We start from the raw sequence: 21,174 nt of genomic DNA, 5'->3' as shown, positions 1-21,174 counted from the left end.
CTCTAATCTTAACCTTCAACCAATAGCCCATTCTCCAAATGCAGCACCCGATCGCACCATTCCAGCATCCGCTCATCATGGGTCACCATGACTGCAGCTTTGCCTTGGCTTTTTACTTCTTCAGCAATCATGCGTACGACTTCCTTACCCCTCTTGAAATCCAAGCTTGCGGTTGGTTCGTCTGCAAACAGAATCGCCGGCTTATTCATCCAGGCTCTGGCGATAGCCACACGCTGCTTCTCCCCACCGGAGAGTTGTTCCGGGTAATGATTGCGCCGTTCCCAGATATCCAGACGTTTCAGAATTTCGGCAGAACGTTGCTTAGCTTCCTTTGCATTTAGTTTTGCAAGCTTGGCTACATATAGCAGCTGTTCTTCTACCTTCAGGTAAGGCAGCAGTTGAGCGCTTGGAACATAAAACCTATTTTTTGAAGTCTCAGCTCGGTGAGCTCTCCCTTATCTTTATTCGTTAGTGATTCCCCGTCTATAAAAATTTCACCGCTTGTAGGCGTAAGCAACGCTCCTGCCGCTGAGAGAAACGTACTTTTTCCCGAGCCCGAAGGTCCGAGAACAGCAACGAATTCTCCCTCATTCACTTCCAGGTCCAAATTATGGAGTACAGACATTACTGAATCCCCGTCACCGTAAGTTTTGGACACCTGCTTCATTACTAATTTTGCACTCATGCGCCAGTCCTCCCAATTGCTTCTAATGCATCTATTTTTGCTACTCTAGCCACTGAAATTAGGGATCCCAAGAGTGACATTCCAATAAATAAGCAGCTTGTTAAAATAATGGTCGAGGTGTCCAACTGGAACGGCATAGAATCAGGAAGTGACATGTTCATTCCAAAGGTCAGCAGCAGACTGATGCATAGACTTGCGACGGATAAAATCATAACCTGACCGACTACACTCCAAGCCAAGTATGACATTTTAGTTCCCATCGCTTTTAAAATCCCAAATTGGCTTGTTTTTTGGATCGTAATGACGTAGAAGAACACCGCCAATACAAACGCTGTAATCACGAATAAGAAAATGATCATCATCATCAGGGAATTTTGTTCGGCGGCATAGCCGGGGATACTGGAAATGGCTTGTTTTTTCGTAATAACCTCAACATCTTTCGTTGGTTCGGAAATTTGGTTTACCTGCTCTTGAGTTGCCTTCATAGCAATTACGTTAAAAGACGCCGTTTGATCAGCAGCCGTACCTCGGGACATCCCCTGCTTCATGTCTTGCCAATCTGACAAATTCAAATAGACCACTGGGGTGTGACTATAGGAGCTATCCTGGACATATCCAGCAACGCTCCAGGTCATCCCGGTAGCCTGATCCATAATGGTACTGCCAATAGTGATTCCGTCTTGCTCCAGCTTGCGGTCCACAACTACACTGCCTGTTGTCTCATTGCTTATTCCTTCGCCCTTGGCGATAACTGGAGCTAGTATACCCTGCATATCTACCGCAAAAAAGGTAACATCTGTCTTTACATCCGTACCTTTAGCGGTGATCGTACTCATTTGAATGCCTAGTGGAGTCGCATTTTGTTCTCCTACTACAGAACGTACATCCTGAAGCTCCACTTCATTAAGCTGGGAACGTCGGAACGTTTGATCCGCATCACCCTGTACAACATAATAATTTGCAGACATATTTTGTACTGCTGAAATGTTGGCATAAGCCAGACCTCTTGCGAGCCCAGTGACAAACAGCACCAAAAAAGAGACCAAGAGCATAATCACCATAATCAGCATATACCTGGCCTTGGCATGCCGCATCTCCCTTAAAGCTAAAAACATACTACCACTCCTTCTAATCTGTATATTCACAGTTTAGAAGGCGAAAATGAACGGAGTATGAATAATGAATTACAAAACAGGCAGGGTAACTATAAATGTAGTCCCCTTCCCCTTCACTCTTTTCACTTCAATCGTTCCTGAATGAGATAAAACGATTTTTTGAGCAATGGAAAGACCTAGTCCCGTACTATGGTTCTCCCTTGTGCGGGCCCGGTCCGCTTTATAGAAGCGGTCAAAGATCATTGGCAACTCCTCCGGGTTAATCCCCTCACCGGTATCCGAGACACGAATCTGACAGCTGCCTTCCGCAAGACTTGCGGAGATCACAACCTCGCCGCCATCCGGTGTATATTTGATCGCATTCGACAGCAGATTCATCCATACTTGATACAGTAGATTCACGTCACCCGTAAGACTAATCTCAGATAAGTTCAGCCGCAGAGAGAGTTGTTTCTCCGCCAGCTTCCACTCCATAATTTGAGCCACTTGACGTAGCTGTGAACGCAAATCAAACGTACTGATCTGCAGTAGATTAGGATCATAGTCCAACGAAGACAAAGTAAGCAACTGCTTGCTGAGCATCGACATTCGACGGCTTTCCTCTTCAATGATGGATAAATACTGTAGTCTCTCCTCATCAGGCAGAGTTGAATCTCTTAGCGAATGAGCAAAGCCCTGAATAGAAGTAAGTGGGGATTCAATCTCATGGGACACATTTGCAACAAATTCTTGTCTGGCCCTGTTGGTACGTTCCAATTCCCTACTCATGATCATAAAGTGTGAGGCCAGCTGGCCGATTTCATCACTTCTACGCGTATTCAGCTTAATGTCATATCTTCCCTTGGAGATACTTTTGGTAGCTGCCGTAAGCCGTGTGATCGGCTTAACCACATGAAGAACACTAATCATTACGAACCAAAGACTGAATAGCAAGGTAAGCCCGATAATCATCGCAAAAAAGATCCGCAGCTCTCCAAACTGGATGTCAGCATCTGGGCGCAGAAATAACGCATAGCTCTCGTTGTTCATCGTAATCGGCACACCGATCGAATTTCGAAGCTCATTATCAAAAAAACCGGTGATAAACAACTTGCTTGGAAATTCAGCAACACCATGATAGACCTGGCCTTCTAGTACCTTCGCAATCTGTCCTTCATCCAAATCCAGTTCTCGAAAGGGTTTGCCATAGAATTGCTCGCTCCCTTGATCATTCGTGACATAGATTTTATAACCCAGAGAAGCCACACTGTTCAGATATTCGTCAATAGAATCAGGATGGGATTTACTGAATTCTTGAAGTTTCAGTGCCATTCCGGTGAGCTTGGCATCATTTAAAGGCTTCACTTCTCGCTGATAATAGAAATTAGAGCCCAAAAAGGCGAATAAGCTGCTGAACAGTATGACTGAACAAAAAACAATACACATCCGTACATAGAGTGACTTCATGAGCTGATCATCTCCACCTTATATCCGATCCCGCGAACGGTACGAATCACAAAATCTTCCTGATAGGCGCTGAATCGTTGTCGTAATCGCTTGATATGTACATCTACGGTACGTTCATCGCCCTCATAATCTGCTCCCCACACCAGTTCAATTAATTCACTGCGGGTAAAAAGTCTTCCCGGATACTGTGCCAGCTGTGCCAATAGTTCAAACTCCTTTACGGGCAGCAGCAAAATATCATCTCCATCGGTAATCTCATAGTTCTTTCGGTCAATAATCAGCCGGTTTAGGCGGATTTTATCATTAGAAGCGACGGAATATCGCCGAAACAAGGCTTTTATCCGATACAAGAGTTCTGCCGGTTCAAAAGGCTTAGTGACATAGTCATCTGTTCCATGCAAATAGCCTTGCTCTTTATCACTTAGCTGCTGTAAGGCAGTAAGTAAAATAATCGGAATATCATAGGTAGAGCGTATATGTTCGCATAACTCCAAACCATTCACATGCGGCATCATCACATCTACCACAGCCAAATCCACAATACTCTCCTTCAGCTTATGTATAGCTTCCTGTCCATCGCTGGCCTCTATGACAAGATAACCTTCTCTGGTTAATACATGCTTTAATAAGGTGCGGATATGAACATCATCATCGGTTATTAATATCTTTTTCAAGTGATCACGCTCCCTTGGCTGTACCGGATCCTTTAATAGTTATGGGTTTTGCTACTTTTTCTTAACGGGTTTGATACTGCCCAGGGTCGCCCCTTCTGGCACTTGAATCCAATGGGACTTCGATATTCCAATCTTCTGCGAGGTATAGATGCCAGTATGACCAGAGACCAGATAGCTGATTAGGCAAGCAATGAACATATAGATGGCACCGCTCGAACCAAACAACTCAATGCCCATTAGAAAACAGGCGATAGGCGTGTTGGTCGCGCCGCAAAATACAGCAATAAAACCTAATGAGGCCAAGAATGGAGCATATAAATGCAAGAAGCCAGATAATGAATTCCCGAGTGTAGCACCGATTGCAAACAATGGCGTAACCTCTCCACCTTGGAATCCGGCACCCAGTGTAAGCGAAGTGTAGATCAATTTCCATAGAAAAGCAAAAGGTGAGACACCCTCTTCGAACGAATTCTGGATTAGCGGAATCCCGAGGCCTAAATAATCTCTTGTTCCCATCAGGTACACCAAGCCGATGATGACAAAGCCGCCTACGGCGCTTTTAATCATCGGATTATGAAATAAATACGTATAGCCTTTCTTAAGCGCATGTGTCAGCTCACTGAAAAGAATACTGGTTAGCCCGAATAACACCGAGGCAAAGATAACCTTAAGCAGGACTAAACCTGAAATGTCGGGTACCCAATCAACTTGATATTGAATATGGGATACGCCCCAGAAAGATGTGGTCACTAAATGGCCTACAAAACTTGCTACAAAAGCAGGCAGCAAGGCCTCATGACTGATTAACCCGATAGCCAACACCTCAAGACCAAATACCGTACCGGCTAAAGGAGTACCGAAGATCGAACCGAAACCGCCGCTAATCCCGCAGATCAGAAGAATTCTCCGATCCATCGGACTTACTCTTAATAGCTTCCCGAATGCTTCAGCCAAGCTCCCTCCCATCTGTACAGCAGTCCCTTCCCGCCCGGCAGAACCTCCGAACAGGTGTGTGATCAGTGTACCGAATAGAACAAGCGGAGCCATGCGCAGCGGAATGGTCTCATTTCCGTTATTGATTTGTTCCAGAATTAAGTTATTCCCCTTGGCACTGTTCTTCCCGAACTTTAGGTAAAGATAACTGACTAACGCTCCCCCGGCAGGTAAAAGGTACAACAGCCATGGATGTTCGATGCGTACGTCGGTAACATGTTCCAAACTGATTAGGAAAAAAGCGGAGGCTGTTCCTGATAATACACCTACACCACTCCCCAGTAGAATCCACTTTAAAAAGGTTTTGACTAAAGCCCTGCTCCATTTGATATTTTGCATCAAGTTCCCTATCTCCTTAACCACTTCATAATTGATTTCAAAAAAACAGACTCCTACCAGCAGAATGATCGCTGGTAGGAGTCATTAGCCGTTACCGGCGGTTTTGGCGAACTCCATCGCCTTATCAACTTCTTTTAATATATCCGTAATTGCTGCTTTGGTCAATATTGAACGCTACGTTTAAGCCGAAGTTCCTGTGGTTCCATCTGTAGCTTTCGGAGCTGTCTTGGTCGTTCCGTTAGCACCTCTTTTTCCTGAACGGTCGAGCTTCCCTGCTCCCTTATCTCCTGATCTACCCGTAAATGTATTGTTCACGAATTCGGAGACTCTGGTGGTTAGTTTTGCTTTAAGCTCAGCATACTGAGCCTGTGTGATCGTTTTGGCTGCCAGTTGCTTGTCCAGCTCGGTCACAAATTGAGTCTTAATCAAGTCAGTAATGGCTTGTACGGATACATTTTTCTCACCGGCGAGAGTGGCGAGCGATTTACCGGAGATTAGGGCTGTTTTTAACTCCTCAGCGGTAAGGCCCAGCAGCTTTGCAACCTCTTCATTAGCCAAGAGGGCTCCATGTCCGAAACCTCCACGACCGAAACCGCCTATACCGTCCTTGCCTTTAAAATTACCATCAAAGACAGCATTTACAGCATTGGTCGCTTGAGTGAGAACCTCAGCTTTCTGCTTGTCATATTCAGCCTGAGTGATCTTGCCATCTGCCAACCGTTTATCCAAGGCCTCTGTAATGGCTTTGACCTGAAGATCAATCACCTTCTGTACAGCGACACCCTTTTCAGCAGCAATGGCTGCAAGAGACTTCCCTGATTGTTGAGCTGTTTTTAGTTCATCTACTGTTAAACCCAGCAGAGTCGCAATCTCGGAACTCGCCACCTTATGAAACAGAGCTCCCTTACCTCCAAAATGTTTATATGTTTTCTGCACAACTTCTGCGGCACTAACATTACCCACAATGAAAACTCCACTACCAGCAGTTACTGCAAGAGCTAAGACGCTTGCTACTAAAACATTACGTTTCCTATTCATTTTCATGCCTCCTGGTTATTGTTAATACTTACTTGTTAAGAATAGCCAGGCTAGCTGAAAATTAGCTGAGTCTTGACTGAACGTTATCTGAATCTTCCGAATTAGATGAATACGGTGTTCCCGGATACCGCTGCGTCATCACTATATTTCTTACTGCCCTCCAACATAATATCCAGTTTAAGGATTTCCGAACGGCTAGCGAGCCGGATCGGCGGCCCCCACGTCCCGAAGCCGGAGGAAACAACTACATGCAGCTTTTCTTTGCGCAGATATCCCCAATCCAACTCGAACAGACGTTTTGTAATCCAATGGTTGGGAGCAATTTGTCCGCGGTGAGTATGACCAGATAGCAATACATCCACTCCAGCCTTTGCTGCGACATCAAAACCCGTAGGTTGATGATCCATCATGATTACGGGCCGTGCAAGGTCAATTCCACTAAGAAGCTCAGGGACGCTTAGTCGACCTGCTGCTTCCATTGCGTCTGCAGTTTTATCTTTTCTCCCTACAATATAGGTCCCGGCAACCTCTACAATCTCATCCTGCAGAACACGAATGCCTATGTTATCCATCACTTTTGTATACTGCTCAATAGAGCCGCCATAATACTCATGATTCCCAAGGACAGCATAAATGCCATACCTTGCTTTTAACTGTCGAAGCGTCTCATCCATCCGATTGCGGATAAAAGGTTCAATACTGTCATCCAATACATCACCCGGCAGCAGAATCAGATCTGGCTGCATTTCGTTAATGCGCTTCACTAATCTTTTCAAATGCCGATTCCCCACAATATTGCCTAAGTGCAGATCGGATGCAACTGCAATGGTAAGCGGCAGACTGTGTCCGGTAGATTTATCTATCTGTAAAGAATGAGTGCGCACCACACTGCTCCATGCATTTATAGATCCCCACACGAGGAAAACAATTAACAATACTACCAATGTGATGCCAGCTTCTATTACATACCTATCAAGCTGAACACCTGTAAGACGCAGGACTCCATAGAAAATATCTGCTAAGGGCAGCATGATTACTGCGAACTCCATACAGGCTAAATAATAGGAACCAATAACTTTGAACAATCTACCTACGGGCTTTAGAGAGCGGGGTAATGGAATTCTACCCACGACATAAGCAAAGGCAACTAACATAAATATGGACCAGAACCAACCTGTAGAAATACTCGGTAACCCTTCCTGAACGAGAATCAGAAGATGATAACCGATATAGACATTAACCAGAATAAGAACAATCAGAACCGTAGATGCAGTACCCATTATTCGCAGTTTTTTCATCGTTTCTCCCCATTTCTACTGAACTTACTTTTCATCCTAATTTAAATCATAACACAAAGCATTATCACTATATAAACTGTGGTCCTTTAATCGGAAAATATACAAAGAAGACCGCTCCTTCATCAACGAAGGAAACGGCCGTTCAGGCATTAGCTCAATTCACATAGGTTCAATATGCACATGAACATTAGCAACCTGATGCATCTGCTTCAACTGATCTTCAATTTCTTCAGTAATGTCATGGCTTTCAACAACATTTAGAGTATGTTCCACCAGCACCGTCGTATCAACTAATACATTGTTGCCATGAATACGGGCTTTAATTTCTTTAATGGATTGAACACCTTCAACCTCTGCAACGGTTTGCTTCATCAGCTCAAGCTTATCCGCATCGAAGCCATCCGTTAGATCGTGTGTAGCTTTACGGAATATCTCCCAGGCTGTTTTGCAAATTATTAACCCGACAATCGTGGCGGTAAGCGGATCAAGCCAGGCAATTCCAAATTGTGAACCTACGATCCCTACAAATGCACCGATACTTACCATGGCATCAGAACGGTTATCTTGAGCAACGGCCATCATGGCATTGCTGTTAATTCTGCGGGCAAGCTTCAGGTTATAAGTGTATACTGCCAGCATCACCACCGCACAAGCAGCAGCAGTCCAAGCTGAGATTAAATCCGGGGTTGTATGTACAGGCTGAACAAACTTGTTCACTCCTTGATATAGTACTTCTAAGCCTACAATAATCATAATGAAAGAAGCCACCAAAGAAGCGACGGTTTCCGCCCTAAAGTGTCCATAACCATGATTGGAATCAGGGGGTCTTCTCGAAATTTTGAGACCTGCCAGAACCGCTATGGAAGCCACAATATCCGTACTATTATTAAGACCGTCAGCAAGCAGGGCCTGGGATCCGGAGATCGTTCCGACGAACAGCTTTATGGCTGATAAAAAGATATATGCGATTATGCTAAGCCAAGCTCCTCTTTCGCCTTGTTTGATGTCATTGTATGTTTCCAAAAGAAGACCTCCAAAGAATAGTATCGTTCCATACTACACGCCGGTGCATGGGTGGGTCTAGAGAAACAGTTTTGCCATAAGACGCAATAGTTACCCCTGCCAAATAGAGTTGGTTTGTTAAAAATCTTTTGCCGTTCCGCAACACTCCCTCACAAGATCCAAATTTCTCAGATGAACTTTTAAAATCAACATGAAAAAACTCCTCCACAGCTATAGCCGTAAAGGAGTCGTGTAATAAATTTATTTTATTTCGCTGCCTTAGCCGCGTCTAGAATCGCTGTTAAATACCCTTCGGTATCTACAAGTGTTGCTCCGCTGACAGCGTCAACCATTTGCTCTTTGCTCTTATATTTAAGTGAAGCCTCAAGTGATTTGATGGTTCTGCCAGTCGCATATTTCTCGATAGCGGCCATGTTCTTGTCATATGAAACGGTGGAATTAGCTTCTTCTTTCATATGCTCACTATAATATTCGTTATTGGCCTTCTTCGAGGCTAGTACCATATTAGGATCTTTGTAATTCTGCCCGAAATCTGTATCGGAGTTAGGCACTCCCTTTGCCACATCCGAGCTGAGGAATTGATAGTCGTCCAGCGAGGCAGCGACGATTACGCCATTTTGAACAACAGCGACCGCCACAGTGAAACATTTCTTGCCATGAGCAGCCGCTTCTACCCGGCCTACCTTCAGAGGCGCACTTGCCGCCGATGAAACATTGCTAAATGCACCACTATTTCCAATCCCTACAACAGCTAATGAAACCCCTGCTACTAACATTAACTTTGTTGCTTTTTTCACAAAACATCCCCCATTTCGCGGTATAAGAGCGCTTACATACTAAATTTATACATTAATGGTATATGTGTCTGTTACAAATGTTGCTATATTAATGTTATTATATGTAATAGTTTTTATAAACTGGTATATTTGCAGAGAGTCACATTTTTTGTCCGCCAGAAATTGAAATACGGCCGTGAATAACGCTGTTAGCACATCCTTTAGATTGAGTTTCTAACACTATTAACCTTTTAAGAAGCTCTCAATATTATTCTCTCTTTACTTTACTTAGAAGATCAGCCAGCTCTTCCGAATTCTTATCTCTTAAATCCAGCATCCTTTCGCTATTGCTATCTTTAATTAGGAAGCCATTTTTAATTTTAAAATCCATATAAAGGCTGAATCCGTCAACTTCAGAATCAGCGTAAGTAACAGTCATTCTATAAGTTGGTGGACCCACATCAACAGACCCAGGTATTTTTTTTACAGTTCTTATAGCATCTTCGAATATTTGAATGCTTTCAGTGTCAGTGTAAGTGATTTCCGTTGTTTCGGAAACAAGGCTAACGCTGATGATCTCTTGCTTTGTTCTGACTAATACAAATATTAATATCAACAAAATTATCAGTGAAAGTGAAAGAATACTAATTTTTTTCATAAACTACCTCCTTACTGAAGAAAGATTGTAGATACGCTTCCCGCTTAAATAGCGGAGAGGACGAAACGATTGTGGAAAAGCGGTAGCGTTCGCCCGAAAGTTTTCCAAAGGAAGACTAGCTTCGAAAACATAAGCTGTGTCAAAGAGCGATTGGAACAACGGTCCGTTCGCGGAGCGTCCTCACAAGCACAACCGTCTATCCGACTCCAAAAACAAGGGATGTCCCAACAGCCATTTCGTGGCTTTATGGGACACCCCTTTCACTCTACTTACTTATTCCGTTGGCGCAGTAAATGAACGAGTTGCAAACTCTGCATCCAACATATAAAAAGCGTTGCTATCCTTATCAATCCGTTTAAGCTTCTGAATAATATTACTGAAAAGGGCTTCTTCTTCGACCTGTTCATCGATAAACCACTTCAGGAAATGAATCGTTGCATGCTCGCGTTCATCCAAGGCCAGGTCGGCCAAATGGTAGAACTTTTTCGTATTCTGCTGTTCATGTGCAAATGCGTGTTCAAAGGCATCCAGCATGGAATCATACTCATTTTTGGGTTCCGGCAATGCAGCCAATGTTGCACGGAAGCTGCGATCATTGAGGAATTTGTATATTTTCATCGCGTGAAAACGTTCCTCTTCTGCCTGTACCAGGTAGAAATTCGCGAACCCATCCAGACTCTCACTGGAACAATAAGCTGCCATCGCCAGGTACACATGTGCTGAATAAAACTCAAAGTTCATCTGTTCATTTAGAGCGTTCACTAATCCGTCTTTCATTGTGTACAATCACCCCTTTTTGAAATTATGTATTCCCTGAATACTCTTGTATCTTAACACTGGGCCGATTTGTCAGCAAGACGTGCTAATATGAATGATGTAGGGCAAAATAAAAAGAGTTGTTAAACGTACTGTTTGAGCTATAGTTGATAACAATCAGATATTATTTGCAGAACTGAAGGGATGATTATATATGTCAGCTTTGGACGGATATAGAATGAAGAGTACAAAAGGACCTCTGGTTCTGTTTGGTCTTCTATTGTGTGGTACTTTAACATTAAGTGGATGCGGTGATAACGGAAATGGTCAAGCCAGTACGAATTCTCCCACTAACCAGCCTAGCTCTTCTCCAATAGTCACCTCAGTAACCGAATCTTCCTCACCCAAATCACCCTCACCTGCTAATGAACCGGACAACACTGCATCCCCGCGTCCAACGGATGAAGATTCTATTGCAGCACAGATTGCCAACATGACATTGGATGAGAAAATAGGACAAATGCTGTTGGTTGGTATTGAGGGAACCTCGTTGGATGAGTCTGCTAAAAGGATGATCTCCGAAGACAAGGTCGGCGGCATCATACTATATGCGGACAATATCTCTAACCTTCAAGGAATGGTTAAGCTAATTAACAATCTTAAAAAAACAAATTTTGATAATTCTGCTCCCTTATTCGTTAGTGTAGATCAAGAGGGTGGAAAAGTCAGCCGTATGCCAAAAGAGTTCGTCTCTATCCCTTCTAACCGAAAGGTAGGCGACACGAATAATGCCAATTTGGCATATACGATGGGTGAACTGCTGGGAAGAGAACTGAGCCTAACTGGGTTTAATATGAATTTCGCCCCGGTGCTTGATATTAACAGCAATTCACAGAATCCCATTATCGGTGACCGGTCTTTTGGAAGTTCCTCTGCTAGAGCTACCAAGATGGGCCTGGCCGAAGTTAAGGGCTTGCGCAGCGAAAATATGATTCCGGTGGTCAAGCATTATCCAGGCCATGGAGATACCTCGGTAGATTCGCATCTTGAACTCCCGGTTGTGAATAAAACAGCACAGCAGCTAGCCGAATTGGAATGGATTCCATTCCAGGCAGCGATTAAGGATAAGATAGAAGCTGTAATGGTCGCTCATATTCTTTTTCCGAAGCTCGATCCCGACAAACCGGCTTCACTCTCAAAAATAATTATAGGTGAACATTTACGTGGGAATATGGGTTATAAGGGCGTAGTGATTACGGATGATTTGACTATGGGTGCGATTGTTAAACATTTCAATTTGGGTACCGCTGCAATTGACACCATAAAAGCTGGCAGTGATATTCTACTGATCGCTCACGGGTATGATAACGAGAAGCTTGTTTTTAATAAAATCAAGCAAAGCGTAAAGAATGGAACGATCTCAGAGGAACGGATTAATGAAAGTGTTCAACGTATACTAACTTTAAAGAGTAATTATCATTTAAGCGACAAGGAGGCCGTTCCTGTCCCCGATCTTACCACACTTAATCAAGATATTCGGACCTGGCGTCAGCAGGTGGAGAAGTAAACATTGCCTATGAATTATGAACCGAAGGCTCTACGATATTGATTCGGCGGCATCCCTTCAACCTCTTTGAAGACTTTAATGAAATAACTGGATTGGCTAAAACCGGCGCCCTGCGCGATTTGTGCTACCGATAACTCGCTGGAGACCAGCAGAAGTTTGGCTCTAGCGAGCCTGCAATCGGTCAGAAATCGGTTCGGCGTCTTTCCCATGATCACTCGGAACAACCTCAGAAAGTGGTAGTTGCTGTAGCCCGACAGTCGGGCCATTGAGTCCAGTGTCCAGGGTCTTTCACACGCTCCATGAATAACATCCGCTGAACTGCGTATGGAACGTCTGACCTCATTTGGAACTGAGCCGTGAAGCGGCTCTGAGTTCTGCAATAACGTTGCCAGAATCTCATATAACAGAGCAGATAACCTAGGTTCGCTGTGGGTCTCGTAATTAGCGCTCAAACGATACATTTCATCGAATATCGACTCCAGTCCTGTACCAGGATCGAAGGTAAAAAAGCTTCCTCTTGACTGATCCACCTCTTCTAACAAGGGTAAAGGAATTTCGGTCTTGAAGTGCACCCATCGAACATCCCAAGGTTCGCTAAGGTCAGAACCATATTGCTGATGGGCACCTCGCGGATACAGAAACCCTCTCCCTTTACCCATGTGAATTCTTTCCCCTTCATGAAAAACATATCCTTCTCCACCAAAAATCAAATGTAAATTGTAGCTGTTCAGGAAACCCTCTTCTCTTCGCTCCGCATGCTGTGGGAAATCAGTATAATGCCCAAGTAACTCCGGATAACAAACGTATTTACTATAAGAGGGTGAAGGCAGAACCCATTGTTTTTTCATCGATTTACAGATCTCCATTCGGTAGTCTATCAAGCACGCAATATCGTTATATAAAAGCAATATTATGTTATATATGATTCTCTACCTTAGATAATACAATAGAAAGGTAAAGCTTAAATAGCATATTTTTAATACTTTGGAGGGCTATAATGAAGAAACCTGTTGCTAAAGAACAGTTCGAACTTGGTGTCTGCTACTATCCCGAACACTGGCCGGAAAGTATGTGGGCGGACGATTACCGCCGCATGCGTGAAATGGGCTTCACGATTATTCGAATGGGTGAGTTCGCCTGGTCCATATTTGAACCTGAGGAGGGTGTTTTTCAATTTGATCAGTTTGACCGTGCCATTGATTTAGCACACCGTAATGGACTGAAGGTTGTGCTGGGAACCCCTACCGCTACCCCGCCCGCCTGGCTGACTCATAAATATTCGGAAGTGCTTAATGTGACCTACGAAGGAGTAACCCTGCAACATGGGATGCGCCGTCATAATAACTACAGCAGCCCAATATATCGCGAGCTTTGTGCTCGTATAACTGACCAACTCGCAAGCCAATACGGCAATCATCCCGGCGTGGTTGGCTGGCAGATTGATAATGAGCTCAATTGTGAGATCAATGTATTTTACTCAGACAGTGACCATAACGCCTTCAGAGAATGGTTGCAGCGAAAATACGTCACTTTGGAAGAACTGAACAAGGCTTGGGGTACGGTATTTTGGAGTCAAAGCTACAGTGACTGGTCTCAGGTGTATTTACCGCGACCAACACCTTCTCCCAACCAGCCTAATCCGCATCAGGCTCTAGATGAGAAACGTTTCATATCCGATAACACCATTTCTTTTGCAAAAATTCAGGCTGATATTCTCCGCGCGAAAGCCCCTCATCAGTGGGTGACAACCAATGGTTTGTTTGGGCATCTGGACAGCCATGAAATGACCGAGCAGCTGCTGGATTTCTTCAGTTATGATTCGTATCCACAGTTCTCCAGCATTTTCTATGATGCAGCGGAAGAGAATCCACTTAGAGATAGGAACTGGGGCCTTTCACTCTCGGCTGTCCGCTCTATCTCCCCTAACTTCTGCATTATGGAACAGCAATCCGGCCCGGGAGGTTGGGTGAACCGGATGGACATGCCTTCTCCGAAGCCGGGACAAATGCGGTTATGGACCTATCAATCTATCGCTCATGGTGCAGACATGGTTCTCTTTTTTCGTTGGCGGACAGCCATCATAGGCAATGAAATCTACTGGCATGGAATCAATGACTACCATAACCAACCTAACCGAAGAGTACGTGAAGCCGCTCAGATCGGTCAAGAATTGGCAGCGATAGGCACGTCAATTATAGGTACACAAATACAAGCGAATATAGCGATCGTGCGCGATTATGATAATGAATGGGACGGAGAATATGATGTTTGGCACGGTCCCTTTATGTGGCAAAGCAACAAAGAATGGTTCAAAACACTGCAGCGGAAGCATATTCCAAACGATATACTCTACTTACGGGGAAACACATCCTTAGAGGAACTGACACGCTACGAGGTTCTGGTCTACCCCCATCCAGCTATAATGAGAGATGAGACAGCTTCATTACTGGATCAATATGTTCAGCAGGGGGGAAAGCTTATCTTCGGTTGCAGAACCGGGTATAAAGACGAACACGGTCAATGTTACATGAAACCCTTTCCCGGAGCAGCCAAGGATCTGTGCGGCATTACGGTGGAGGAATTTACGATGGTCAAAGGCACGCGCCTTCCAACCTCCATCCGTTGGGGTGATAATCCGGGAGTCGTAACCACGGCAGATTCCTTTAATGATATTCTTCATGTTGAAGCCGACACCGTTCAAGTCATGGGTACCTACGCCTCTGATTATTACGCTGGGAAACCGGCAGTTACCAGAAATATGCGCGGTAAAGGTGAGGTTTGGTATTACGGAGCTGTATTTAACGAGCAAGCCTCGGCTCAAATCATAAATCACCTTGGACTAGAGTCACCAGTTGCAGCTTGGTTGGAGCTTCCGAAAGGCGTAGAGCTTCAAATTCGTGAAGGGGATTCCTGCCGGTACACTTTCCTGCTGAACTACAATGAAGTACCGGCTGATATTGTTCTTACAGAGGAGAAACGGGATCTGTTGACAGGTAAAATAATCTCAGGGTCACATAGTCTCGAAGGGTTTGGAGTATTAGTATTATATTGATTTTAATTACATTGCGATCATACCCTTGTCCTTAGACGAGGGTTTTTTTGTTTATTGGTACAATGGCTATGAATTGACAGAAATTAATTTTGCTTTTATAGTGGTTGTACTTTGGCCAATAAGGAGGAGATGTAATGAACCTGGAGACCGCCCGGATGGATTCACATGCGGCCCCAGATCATGAGGAAAGTTTTATTAAGGGGGTTAAGGATTGTCTCCCTACTCTACTGGGATATTTAAGCATAGGTTTTGCGGCAGGTGTAGTCGAGAAGACCGCGGGACTAAGTATACCTGAAATCGCCATGATGTCCATCATTCTATACGCAGGTTCAGCTCAATTTATAGCTGCCGGAATGATTGCAGCCGGAAGTACTGCAACAAGCATTGTCATTACAATTCTATTCGTTAACCTCCGCCATTTGCTGCTAAGTGCGGCACTGTCACCCTACTTCCGTCATCTGACTCCGCTGCGTAATTTGCTAATCGGTTCCCTTCTCACCGATGAGACCTTCGGAGTGGCCATTACGGAGAGCGCCAAAAAGAATAAAATCAGCGAGAAATGGATGCACGGCTTGAACATCACCGCCTACTTAAATTGGATTTTTGCCAATTTAGCCGGGGCTTTTCTCGGACAGTGGATTTCTAATCCTGAAAAACTGGGTTTGGATTTCGCATTGCCTGCAATGTTCATCGGGCTGTTGGTATTAACCATCCTTAGCAGAAGTAAATACGCTATGGATATCATTGTGGGTCTGATAGCTATGTTGATTGCGATTGTTGTTTCTTTGGTATGGTCAGCCAGTATGGGTGTTATTGCCGCAACTGTCGTAGCCTCAACAATTGGAATGGTGGTTGAAAAGACGAAATGAGAATGGATATTTTCTTGATTATTATTGGCGCAGCCCTTGTTACCTTTATTCCTCGAGTTCTACCGCTCATGCTCCTTAGCCGGATTAATCTTCCTGAATGGGGAATGCGCTGGTTAAATTATGTGCCTATTGCAGTTATGGCAGCTTTGGTTGCACAGGCGCTCTTCATACAAGATGACCAGTTCTCGCTATCTAGCAATAATCTTGAACTTATAGCAGCGTTGCCTACTTTTTGGGTTGCCGTAAAGACCCGGAGTTTATTGGGTACGGTCGTTGTCGGGATGATTTCCTTAATGGTGTTACGCTTTTTCTTATGAAGTACCATTCTTATACTTTCAATTGCTCCTTCAGTGCAGCCACGTCAGCGGCTGAAGGCTCGATTTCCCCGTATCTTGCCTTTTCATACATCTCAAGAAGTTTATCCGGTGCGATCTGACTGCTAGCCCACTTCAACACATCCTCTTCCGTCTCCCTGGGAGTAAGATAGCTTTTAGCTTCATAACCTTTCTCCCGCTTGGAACGGAGCCACTGCCGGTATAACCATCTAACACGTTCTTTGCTACTGTTCATATTCTCCCAAAGGTCACGGCGGGTACCCACAGCCAACTTGGATCTCCAGAAATCCTTAATGCCCTGAACTGTTTTCTCCCAAGTAAACACACTCTTCTCTTCATCAATATACGCATTGATATTTCGCGGTGATTGCTCCCTCCTAAGTATGGTCAATAGTGCTTCAATCGCTCTGCGCCATATCCCTCCCGTATTTCTATACAACCATCGAAGAGTAAGATAACTTAAGGCTCCCACTGCCGCAATTCCTAAAATGTAAAAAGAGATATTAAGAATGTGCGCCAGCAGACCGGGATCATTACTCTCCCCTATGGGCATCTCAGGCATAACAGCTGGAGGCGCTTCTTCCTGAACAGGGGGCGGACTTGTATTTGAGAATAAACGTATGATCCATCCCAAGAAATTTCGCACCGAATTCCAAACCCATAAACCTACGATTTTACCCATACCAGCCGCTAAGAGTGCTGTGATGATAACAAACAAGAATACAAATACTTGATTGTGTCGTCGAAGCCCTTGAGGCAGAGGAGAGGATTCCCCGGAAAGTGAGCTATATCGCAAATGATTGCGGTTAGTCATTAGTAAAGCAAGAACAACACATAGGATTCCAGCCTTGGTTATTAGCGCAGTATTCTCCTGAAGCTCAGGAATTCTCTGAAAAAATATAGCAGCCATAAAATATAGAGCAATGCCCACCCAGTAGATACGGAATGAATGATATCGGGAGACAGCGGTCATGCCTAGATATGAACATGTGCAGCCAGCAACAGTCATGGAGATGGCGGACATGGATGTCCCTCCCGTTATTAGTCCAATCCCCACACCTAGCAGCAGAGAACCTATAAGCTGCTTCCAGCGGATATGGAAGTAAGACCGAAGAAGAATCCCTGTAAGTGTCAGTAAAGGTAAGACTGACATCCATATCGGATGGATCCCGGCGGGAAGGATATATACTTGAAACAAAACCCAGATCGGTAGGACCATCATAAGTTCAATAAGACAGGATATCCAGATCTTAACGGTTTCCTTAAGATAAAAGACTGAAGAGGGTTTCATACGAACTCTCCCTCCTGTTCCGGAATGTCCAACCATTCCACTCCATTCCCTTGCCGCAATAACTGCTCAGCGGCTACTTGCAGTTCGTGACCTCTATGACAGGTAATGATTAGAAAATCGGAATCACTATCTCCATCCTCGGCTTGAAGCTCTAACAATCTACTCATAGGAATCGTTCTCTCCAGAGTCAGTTTAGAGAGCAGCTTCAGAAGCTCTTCCAACCCGGATATCGCCCCGGACATAACGGGCTCTCTGAATTCGCTGTCCTCGAGCTTACCATTACAGATAAATCGTATCTCGATACCATGCTGAAGAGCATATTCTCCGATGGTTGCAGCATACCGTACGCCAAGCTCGATCCGCTCCAAGTCCGTTACGGTCTTCCACATAGAGTCGCTTATCTCCACATTCAATCCGATAATAAGCCGGGAATCCGCTGTGTAGTCTTTCTTATGCACCTGCATCCTACCGGTTCGTGCCGTTGCTTTCCAATTTACTAGTCCCATAGAATCCCCTGAACTATATTCCCGAATTCCAGCCGTTAAAAAAGGATCCTCTACAATCCATCTTTTCACGGGCAGTTCTCCAAGCCAACTATGTATGGGGAGAGGAAGTTCTGACAAATCTAGTAGCATAGGGTATACCAATAATTCTAGTTGAAGCGGAAAAGTCTTGACTCTGGAAGACATTCCGAAAAGATCTCCAGTCGTCATGGTGATAGATTCCAGTCGATAGAATCCCCGTCGCTCACAAGTCACAATATGACGTCTCTTGATATGCCGATAGGATCGCAGATAGAATAAACTGATATGATTTTGATAAATTTCCCCGGTATGAATACCCAGGTTCTCTTGTCTGCCGAATTCTATTCCGCGGGCTATGCTGGATTCTAAACGCAGCCACGGGAGGGGAAGCAGCTTGTCGTTAATGATCTCCTCGACCATCTCTATGCGATCTCCTTCATAAGCAGCCTTTGTCGAGAAATATCGGGAGTAACTAACGGCTGTTAAAGCATTTCGCTGATAAACTATGGAGACTATAAACAGCAGTATACCCGTAAAGAGGATAAAACCGGGTAGAGTCATCGCTTAATCCACCCTTCCAGACCTGGTGAGAACTACCCTTTCCGCGGGTACCTCCACCTGTTGCAGCACTTGATGGACGAGCTCCGCAGCTTGACCTTCCCGTGATTTCAGACCGTGGTTGAATAGCAGCCGATGGGCAAGTACCGGTACGGCTACGGCTTTAATATCATCCGGTGTAACATAATCCCGTCCACGGATCAGGGCATAACCTTGTGCGGATCGGAGTAAAGCACCGCTGGCTCGAGGACTTGCACCCAGCTTCACTGAGGGGGACTTACGGGTTGCTTCAGTAATTTGAATAATATAAGAAAGTAAATCATCGCTGATCATGACCGAAGCAGCAAATCGTTGTGCAGCTAAAACTTGTGGAGCGGTTACGACAGCAAGTGTTGTATCAAGGGGGTTGTGCTGCCCAAAACGCTGAAGAATATGAATCCCTTCCTCTGATGAAGGATATCCTGTCGTTATCCGCATTAGAAAGCGGTCCAGTTGAGCCTCGGGCAGCGGGAAGGTACCATGGTTATCTATCGGATTCTGAGTGGCTATAACCAGAAAAGGCGCTTCTAATTCATGGGTAACACCGTCAATTGTAATTTGACGCTCCTCCATACATTCAAGCAAACTAGATTGTGTTCTGGGTGTTGCACGATTGATTTCATCAGCCAGCAACACGTTGGCGAACACTGGACCGGGCCTGAATTGAAATTCCCCCGTCTTCTGATTATAAAAGTTAATTCCGCTCAAATCAGAAGGAAGTAAATCCGGAGTAAACTGAATTCTTTTAAATGTGCAGTCCAAAGATCGGGCGAGTACTTTTGCCAATAAGGTTTTACCCGTTCCTGGTACATCCTCCAATAGAACGTGACCGTTAGCTAACAAAGCAGTCAGCAGCAAGTCTACCCCCTCTTCTTTTCCAACAATTACCTTCGCCAAATTAACTCTTATTGATTGGATTAGTTCGGTTACCTCTTGAAGATTCATATAATTAACACCATCCTATTAAAAAAGGTATGTACTGGAATTAATCATAACAGAAAGCGCCTACATTTTATAATAATAGAGCCTTACTTCGGCATGCCTTTTCTGAATCGAATGAAAGCCACTATGGAGTAATAAACAGGTATGCATTCAACAAGCAGCCAAATGATTACCGTCGTAAAGGATTTATAATGTATGAAATAGCTGGCGAGATTTCGTGAATAAATATAGGCAATCGCTACAGCACCCGTAATGAGGGCTGGGATAATGTACTTGCTTCCCCGTCCTTTAGTAAGATTCGATACACATCTGAAAGCTACATAGATCAGAAAGGAACTGTGAATAAACATGGAGGAAGACCATACTCCAATCAAAAGGGGATCTATATTGCTGAGGATATCATCTTGTGACGTGCTTCGCACCATATCCACTAGCGGATAATTAAGATCCTTCCCCAAATGCGGACCGAAATTTAGTAATGTCATTAACCAGTCGAGTAACACAATAATAAGTACACATAAACCAGCGAAATAAATCTTTTTAAACATCCTAACCTCCATTTTCAAATCCGGTACTACAAAAAGAAATACAACCCATTCCGCAAACCATGACGTCACTACAAAAGAATCTTTAACCGCAATCCCCGGGTCATGATAATGGATTAAGGCTGGAAGCATACTGAAGTCCGCATTCGGCAGAAATATAAACAATGAAAACACAATCGCTGCACAAAAGATTAAAAATATTCCATCAGCCATATAAACAAGTGTGGTAAAGCCCAAGCTGGCTGTATACATAATTACAAGTCCAAGCAGACATTGAATAAACAAAGGCGGAGTACCCCTTAAATAATTGGAACCAAAAAATAGGACGAAATTCTGAATATCAAAAGCAGCAAAATAGACACACCAGCATAATAGAATAACCAGCACAAACCGATGTCCCCATTTACCTACAATATCCCTACCAAAGTCTACCCAAGCCTGATTCGGTCTCAGCATTCCCACATGGATCGTAAATACCAAAATAATCACTGACAAAGCAAATCCAGCTAGTAACGCAATCCCCCCCTGATAAGATGAGCTTGTAATGAGAATAGGGATTAAAAACACAGCGACTTGTGAGCACAAATAGATGAGTGTAAAACGAAAAAGCTGCCATTTCGTGGTCTGCATTGCATAGCTCCTCCTATTAAA

19 protein-coding genes, 1 pseudogene and 1 riboswitch are annotated in these 21,174 nt (G+C 44.2%); of the genes and pseudogenes, 4 read left to right on the top strand and 16 right to left on the bottom strand.

The features are described 5' to 3' along the window. Positions 1 to 8: 8 nt before the first annotated feature. The 11 genes and pseudogenes from J2T20_RS13310 to J2T20_RS13260 all read right to left on the bottom strand — a co-directional run bounded on the left by J2T20_RS13310 (position 9) and on the right by J2T20_RS13260 (position 10,822). Positions 9 to 685 (bottom strand): annotated as a pseudogene (locus J2T20_RS13310) (ABC transporter ATP-binding protein). Beyond that, on the bottom strand, positions 682 to 1,800 hold the full coding sequence (locus J2T20_RS13305) for an ABC transporter permease (RefSeq protein ID WP_307589036.1): 1,119 nt from the start codon (positions 1,798 to 1,800) through the stop codon (positions 682 to 684). The pseudogene J2T20_RS13310 and the gene J2T20_RS13305 overlap by 4 nt, the downstream one beginning before the upstream one ends. Before the next feature lie 69 nt (positions 1,801 to 1,869). Beyond that, the gene (locus J2T20_RS13300; protein WP_307589034.1) at positions 1,870 to 3,246 is read right to left on the bottom strand and encodes a sensor histidine kinase; all 1,377 of its coding nucleotides are present in this window, start codon (positions 3,244 to 3,246) and stop codon (positions 1,870 to 1,872) included. Next, the gene (locus J2T20_RS13295) at positions 3,243 to 3,920 is read right to left on the bottom strand and encodes a response regulator transcription factor (RefSeq protein WP_307589032.1); all 678 of its coding nucleotides are present in this window, start codon (positions 3,918 to 3,920) and stop codon (positions 3,243 to 3,245) included. Before J2T20_RS13295 ends, J2T20_RS13300 begins: the two co-directional genes overlap by 4 nt. A 51-nt stretch (positions 3,921 to 3,971) precedes the next feature. Further along, complete coding sequence (locus J2T20_RS13290; RefSeq protein WP_307589071.1) at positions 3,972 to 5,252, bottom strand: voltage-gated chloride channel family protein; 1,281 nt, start codon at positions 5,250 to 5,252, stop codon at positions 3,972 to 3,974. Between the two features lie 68 nt (positions 5,253 to 5,320). Then, positions 5,321 to 5,382: riboswitch (Fluoride riboswitch) on the bottom strand. Between the two features lie 50 nt (positions 5,383 to 5,432). Then, positions 5,433 to 6,290 carry an SHOCT domain-containing protein gene (locus tag J2T20_RS13285; protein ID WP_307589030.1) on the bottom strand — a complete coding sequence of 286 codons (858 nt, stop codon included), beginning with the start codon at positions 6,288 to 6,290 and terminating at the stop codon, positions 5,433 to 5,435. Between the two features lie 101 nt (positions 6,291 to 6,391). Continuing rightward, positions 6,392 to 7,588 carry a metallophosphoesterase gene (locus J2T20_RS13280; RefSeq protein ID WP_307589027.1) on the bottom strand — a complete coding sequence of 399 codons (1,197 nt, stop codon included), beginning with the start codon at positions 7,586 to 7,588 and terminating at the stop codon, positions 6,392 to 6,394. Positions 7,589 to 7,747: 159 nt separating this feature from the next. Next, complete coding sequence (locus J2T20_RS13275) at positions 7,748 to 8,611, bottom strand: cation diffusion facilitator family transporter (RefSeq protein WP_307589025.1); 864 nt, start codon at positions 8,609 to 8,611, stop codon at positions 7,748 to 7,750. A gap of 245 nt (positions 8,612 to 8,856) precedes the next feature. Next, positions 8,857 to 9,408 carry a hypothetical protein gene (locus tag J2T20_RS13270; RefSeq protein ID WP_307589023.1) on the bottom strand — a complete coding sequence of 184 codons (552 nt, stop codon included), beginning with the start codon at positions 9,406 to 9,408 and terminating at the stop codon, positions 8,857 to 8,859. A 247-nt stretch (positions 9,409 to 9,655) separates the two neighbouring features. Beyond that, positions 9,656 to 10,045: a hypothetical protein gene (locus tag J2T20_RS13265; protein ID WP_307589021.1), complete on the bottom strand. Its 390-nt coding sequence runs from the start codon at positions 10,043 to 10,045 to the stop codon at positions 9,656 to 9,658. Positions 10,046 to 10,318: 273 nt separating this feature from the next. Beyond that, entirely contained in the window at positions 10,319 to 10,822 is a 504-nt protein-coding gene (locus J2T20_RS13260) for a ferritin (RefSeq protein ID WP_307589019.1), read from the bottom strand. Between the two features lie 193 nt (positions 10,823 to 11,015). Here J2T20_RS13260 and nagZ point away from each other — a divergent pair, with 193 nt between their 5' ends. Then, complete coding sequence (gene nagZ, locus J2T20_RS13255; RefSeq protein WP_307589017.1) at positions 11,016 to 12,368, top strand: beta-N-acetylhexosaminidase; 1,353 nt, start codon at positions 11,016 to 11,018, stop codon at positions 12,366 to 12,368. A gap of 14 nt (positions 12,369 to 12,382) precedes the next feature. Here nagZ and J2T20_RS13250 read toward each other — a convergent pair whose 3' ends face one another. Beyond that, positions 12,383 to 13,216: a helix-turn-helix transcriptional regulator gene (locus J2T20_RS13250; RefSeq protein WP_307589016.1), complete on the bottom strand. Its 834-nt coding sequence runs from the start codon at positions 13,214 to 13,216 to the stop codon at positions 12,383 to 12,385. 149 nt (positions 13,217 to 13,365) lie between these two features. Here J2T20_RS13250 and J2T20_RS13245 point away from each other — a divergent pair, with 149 nt between their 5' ends. The 3 genes from J2T20_RS13245 (at position 13,366) to J2T20_RS13235 (ending at position 16,606) form a co-directional block, all read left to right on the top strand. Next, positions 13,366 to 15,420, top strand: a complete 2,055-nt coding sequence (locus J2T20_RS13245; protein ID WP_307589015.1) for a beta-galactosidase — start codon at positions 13,366 to 13,368, stop codon at positions 15,418 to 15,420. Between the two features lie 134 nt (positions 15,421 to 15,554). After that, positions 15,555 to 16,289, top strand: coding sequence for an AzlC family ABC transporter permease (locus J2T20_RS13240; RefSeq protein WP_307589012.1), 735 nt, complete (start codon positions 15,555 to 15,557; stop codon positions 16,287 to 16,289). After that, entirely contained in the window at positions 16,286 to 16,606 is a 321-nt protein-coding gene (locus J2T20_RS13235) for an AzlD domain-containing protein (protein WP_307589010.1), read from the top strand. Before J2T20_RS13240 ends, J2T20_RS13235 begins: the two co-directional genes overlap by 4 nt. Before the next feature lie 10 nt (positions 16,607 to 16,616). Here the strand turns inward: J2T20_RS13235 and J2T20_RS13230 are convergent, their stop codons facing one another. The 4 genes from J2T20_RS13230 to J2T20_RS13215 all read right to left on the bottom strand — a co-directional run bounded on the left by J2T20_RS13230 (position 16,617) and on the right by J2T20_RS13215 (position 21,153). Then, positions 16,617 to 17,915, bottom strand: coding sequence for a DUF4129 domain-containing protein (locus J2T20_RS13230; protein WP_307589008.1), 1,299 nt, complete (start codon positions 17,913 to 17,915; stop codon positions 16,617 to 16,619). Next, positions 17,912 to 19,000 carry a DUF58 domain-containing protein gene (locus J2T20_RS13225; RefSeq protein WP_307589007.1) on the bottom strand — a complete coding sequence of 363 codons (1,089 nt, stop codon included), beginning with the start codon at positions 18,998 to 19,000 and terminating at the stop codon, positions 17,912 to 17,914. The genes J2T20_RS13230 and J2T20_RS13225 overlap by 4 nt, the downstream gene beginning before the upstream one ends. A gap of 3 nt (positions 19,001 to 19,003) precedes the next feature. Then, positions 19,004 to 19,981, bottom strand: a complete 978-nt coding sequence (locus J2T20_RS13220; RefSeq protein WP_307589005.1) for an AAA family ATPase — start codon at positions 19,979 to 19,981, stop codon at positions 19,004 to 19,006. 83 nt (positions 19,982 to 20,064) lie between these two features. Then, the gene (locus J2T20_RS13215) at positions 20,065 to 21,153 is read right to left on the bottom strand and encodes a GerAB/ArcD/ProY family transporter (RefSeq protein ID WP_307589003.1); all 1,089 of its coding nucleotides are present in this window, start codon (positions 21,151 to 21,153) and stop codon (positions 20,065 to 20,067) included. Between the last annotated feature and the right edge of the window lie 21 nt (positions 21,154 to 21,174).

This window comes from Paenibacillus wynnii, from assembly GCF_030812855.1.
Taxonomy (GTDB): Bacteria; Bacillota; Bacilli; order Paenibacillales; family Paenibacillaceae; genus Paenibacillus_AQ; species Paenibacillus_AQ wynnii_A.
Note: the sequence above shows the minus strand (reverse complement) of the source record. Positions and strands in the feature narration are given on the sequence as shown.

Coding starts and splice junctions, on each gene's coding strand:
- J2T20_RS13225 (WP_307589007.1), bottom strand. CDS start 19,000: ATGACTCTACCCGGTTTTATCCTCTTTACGGGTATACTGCTGTTTATA.
- J2T20_RS13215 (WP_307589003.1), bottom strand. CDS start 21,153: ATGCAGACCACGAAATGGCAGCTTTTTCGTTTTACACTCATCTATTTG.
- J2T20_RS13290 (WP_307589071.1), bottom strand. CDS start 5,252: ATGCAAAATATCAAATGGAGCAGGGCTTTAGTCAAAACCTTTTTAAAG.
- J2T20_RS13220 (WP_307589005.1), bottom strand. CDS start 19,981: ATGAATCTTCAAGAGGTAACCGAACTAATCCAATCAATAAGAGTTAAT.
- J2T20_RS13245 (WP_307589015.1), top strand. CDS start 13,366: ATGAAGAAACCTGTTGCTAAAGAACAGTTCGAACTTGGTGTCTGCTAC.
- J2T20_RS13235 (WP_307589010.1), top strand. CDS start 16,286: ATGAGAATGGATATTTTCTTGATTATTATTGGCGCAGCCCTTGTTACC.
- J2T20_RS13265 (WP_307589021.1), bottom strand. CDS start 10,045: ATGAAAAAAATTAGTATTCTTTCACTTTCACTGATAATTTTGTTGATA.
- J2T20_RS13305 (WP_307589036.1), bottom strand. CDS start 1,800: ATGTTTTTAGCTTTAAGGGAGATGCGGCATGCCAAGGCCAGGTATATG.
- J2T20_RS13260 (WP_307589019.1), bottom strand. CDS start 10,822: ATGAAAGACGGATTAGTGAACGCTCTAAATGAACAGATGAACTTTGAG.
- nagZ (WP_307589017.1), top strand. CDS start 11,016: ATGTCAGCTTTGGACGGATATAGAATGAAGAGTACAAAAGGACCTCTG.
- J2T20_RS13280 (WP_307589027.1), bottom strand. CDS start 7,588: ATGAAAAAACTGCGAATAATGGGTACTGCATCTACGGTTCTGATTGTT.
- J2T20_RS13300 (WP_307589034.1), bottom strand. CDS start 3,246: ATGAAGTCACTCTATGTACGGATGTGTATTGTTTTTTGTTCAGTCATA.
- J2T20_RS13285 (WP_307589030.1), bottom strand. CDS start 6,290: ATGAATAGGAAACGTAATGTTTTAGTAGCAAGCGTCTTAGCTCTTGCA.
- J2T20_RS13230 (WP_307589008.1), bottom strand. CDS start 17,915: ATGAAACCCTCTTCAGTCTTTTATCTTAAGGAAACCGTTAAGATCTGG.
- J2T20_RS13240 (WP_307589012.1), top strand. CDS start 15,555: ATGAACCTGGAGACCGCCCGGATGGATTCACATGCGGCCCCAGATCAT.
- J2T20_RS13250 (WP_307589016.1), bottom strand. CDS start 13,216: ATGAAAAAACAATGGGTTCTGCCTTCACCCTCTTATAGTAAATACGTT.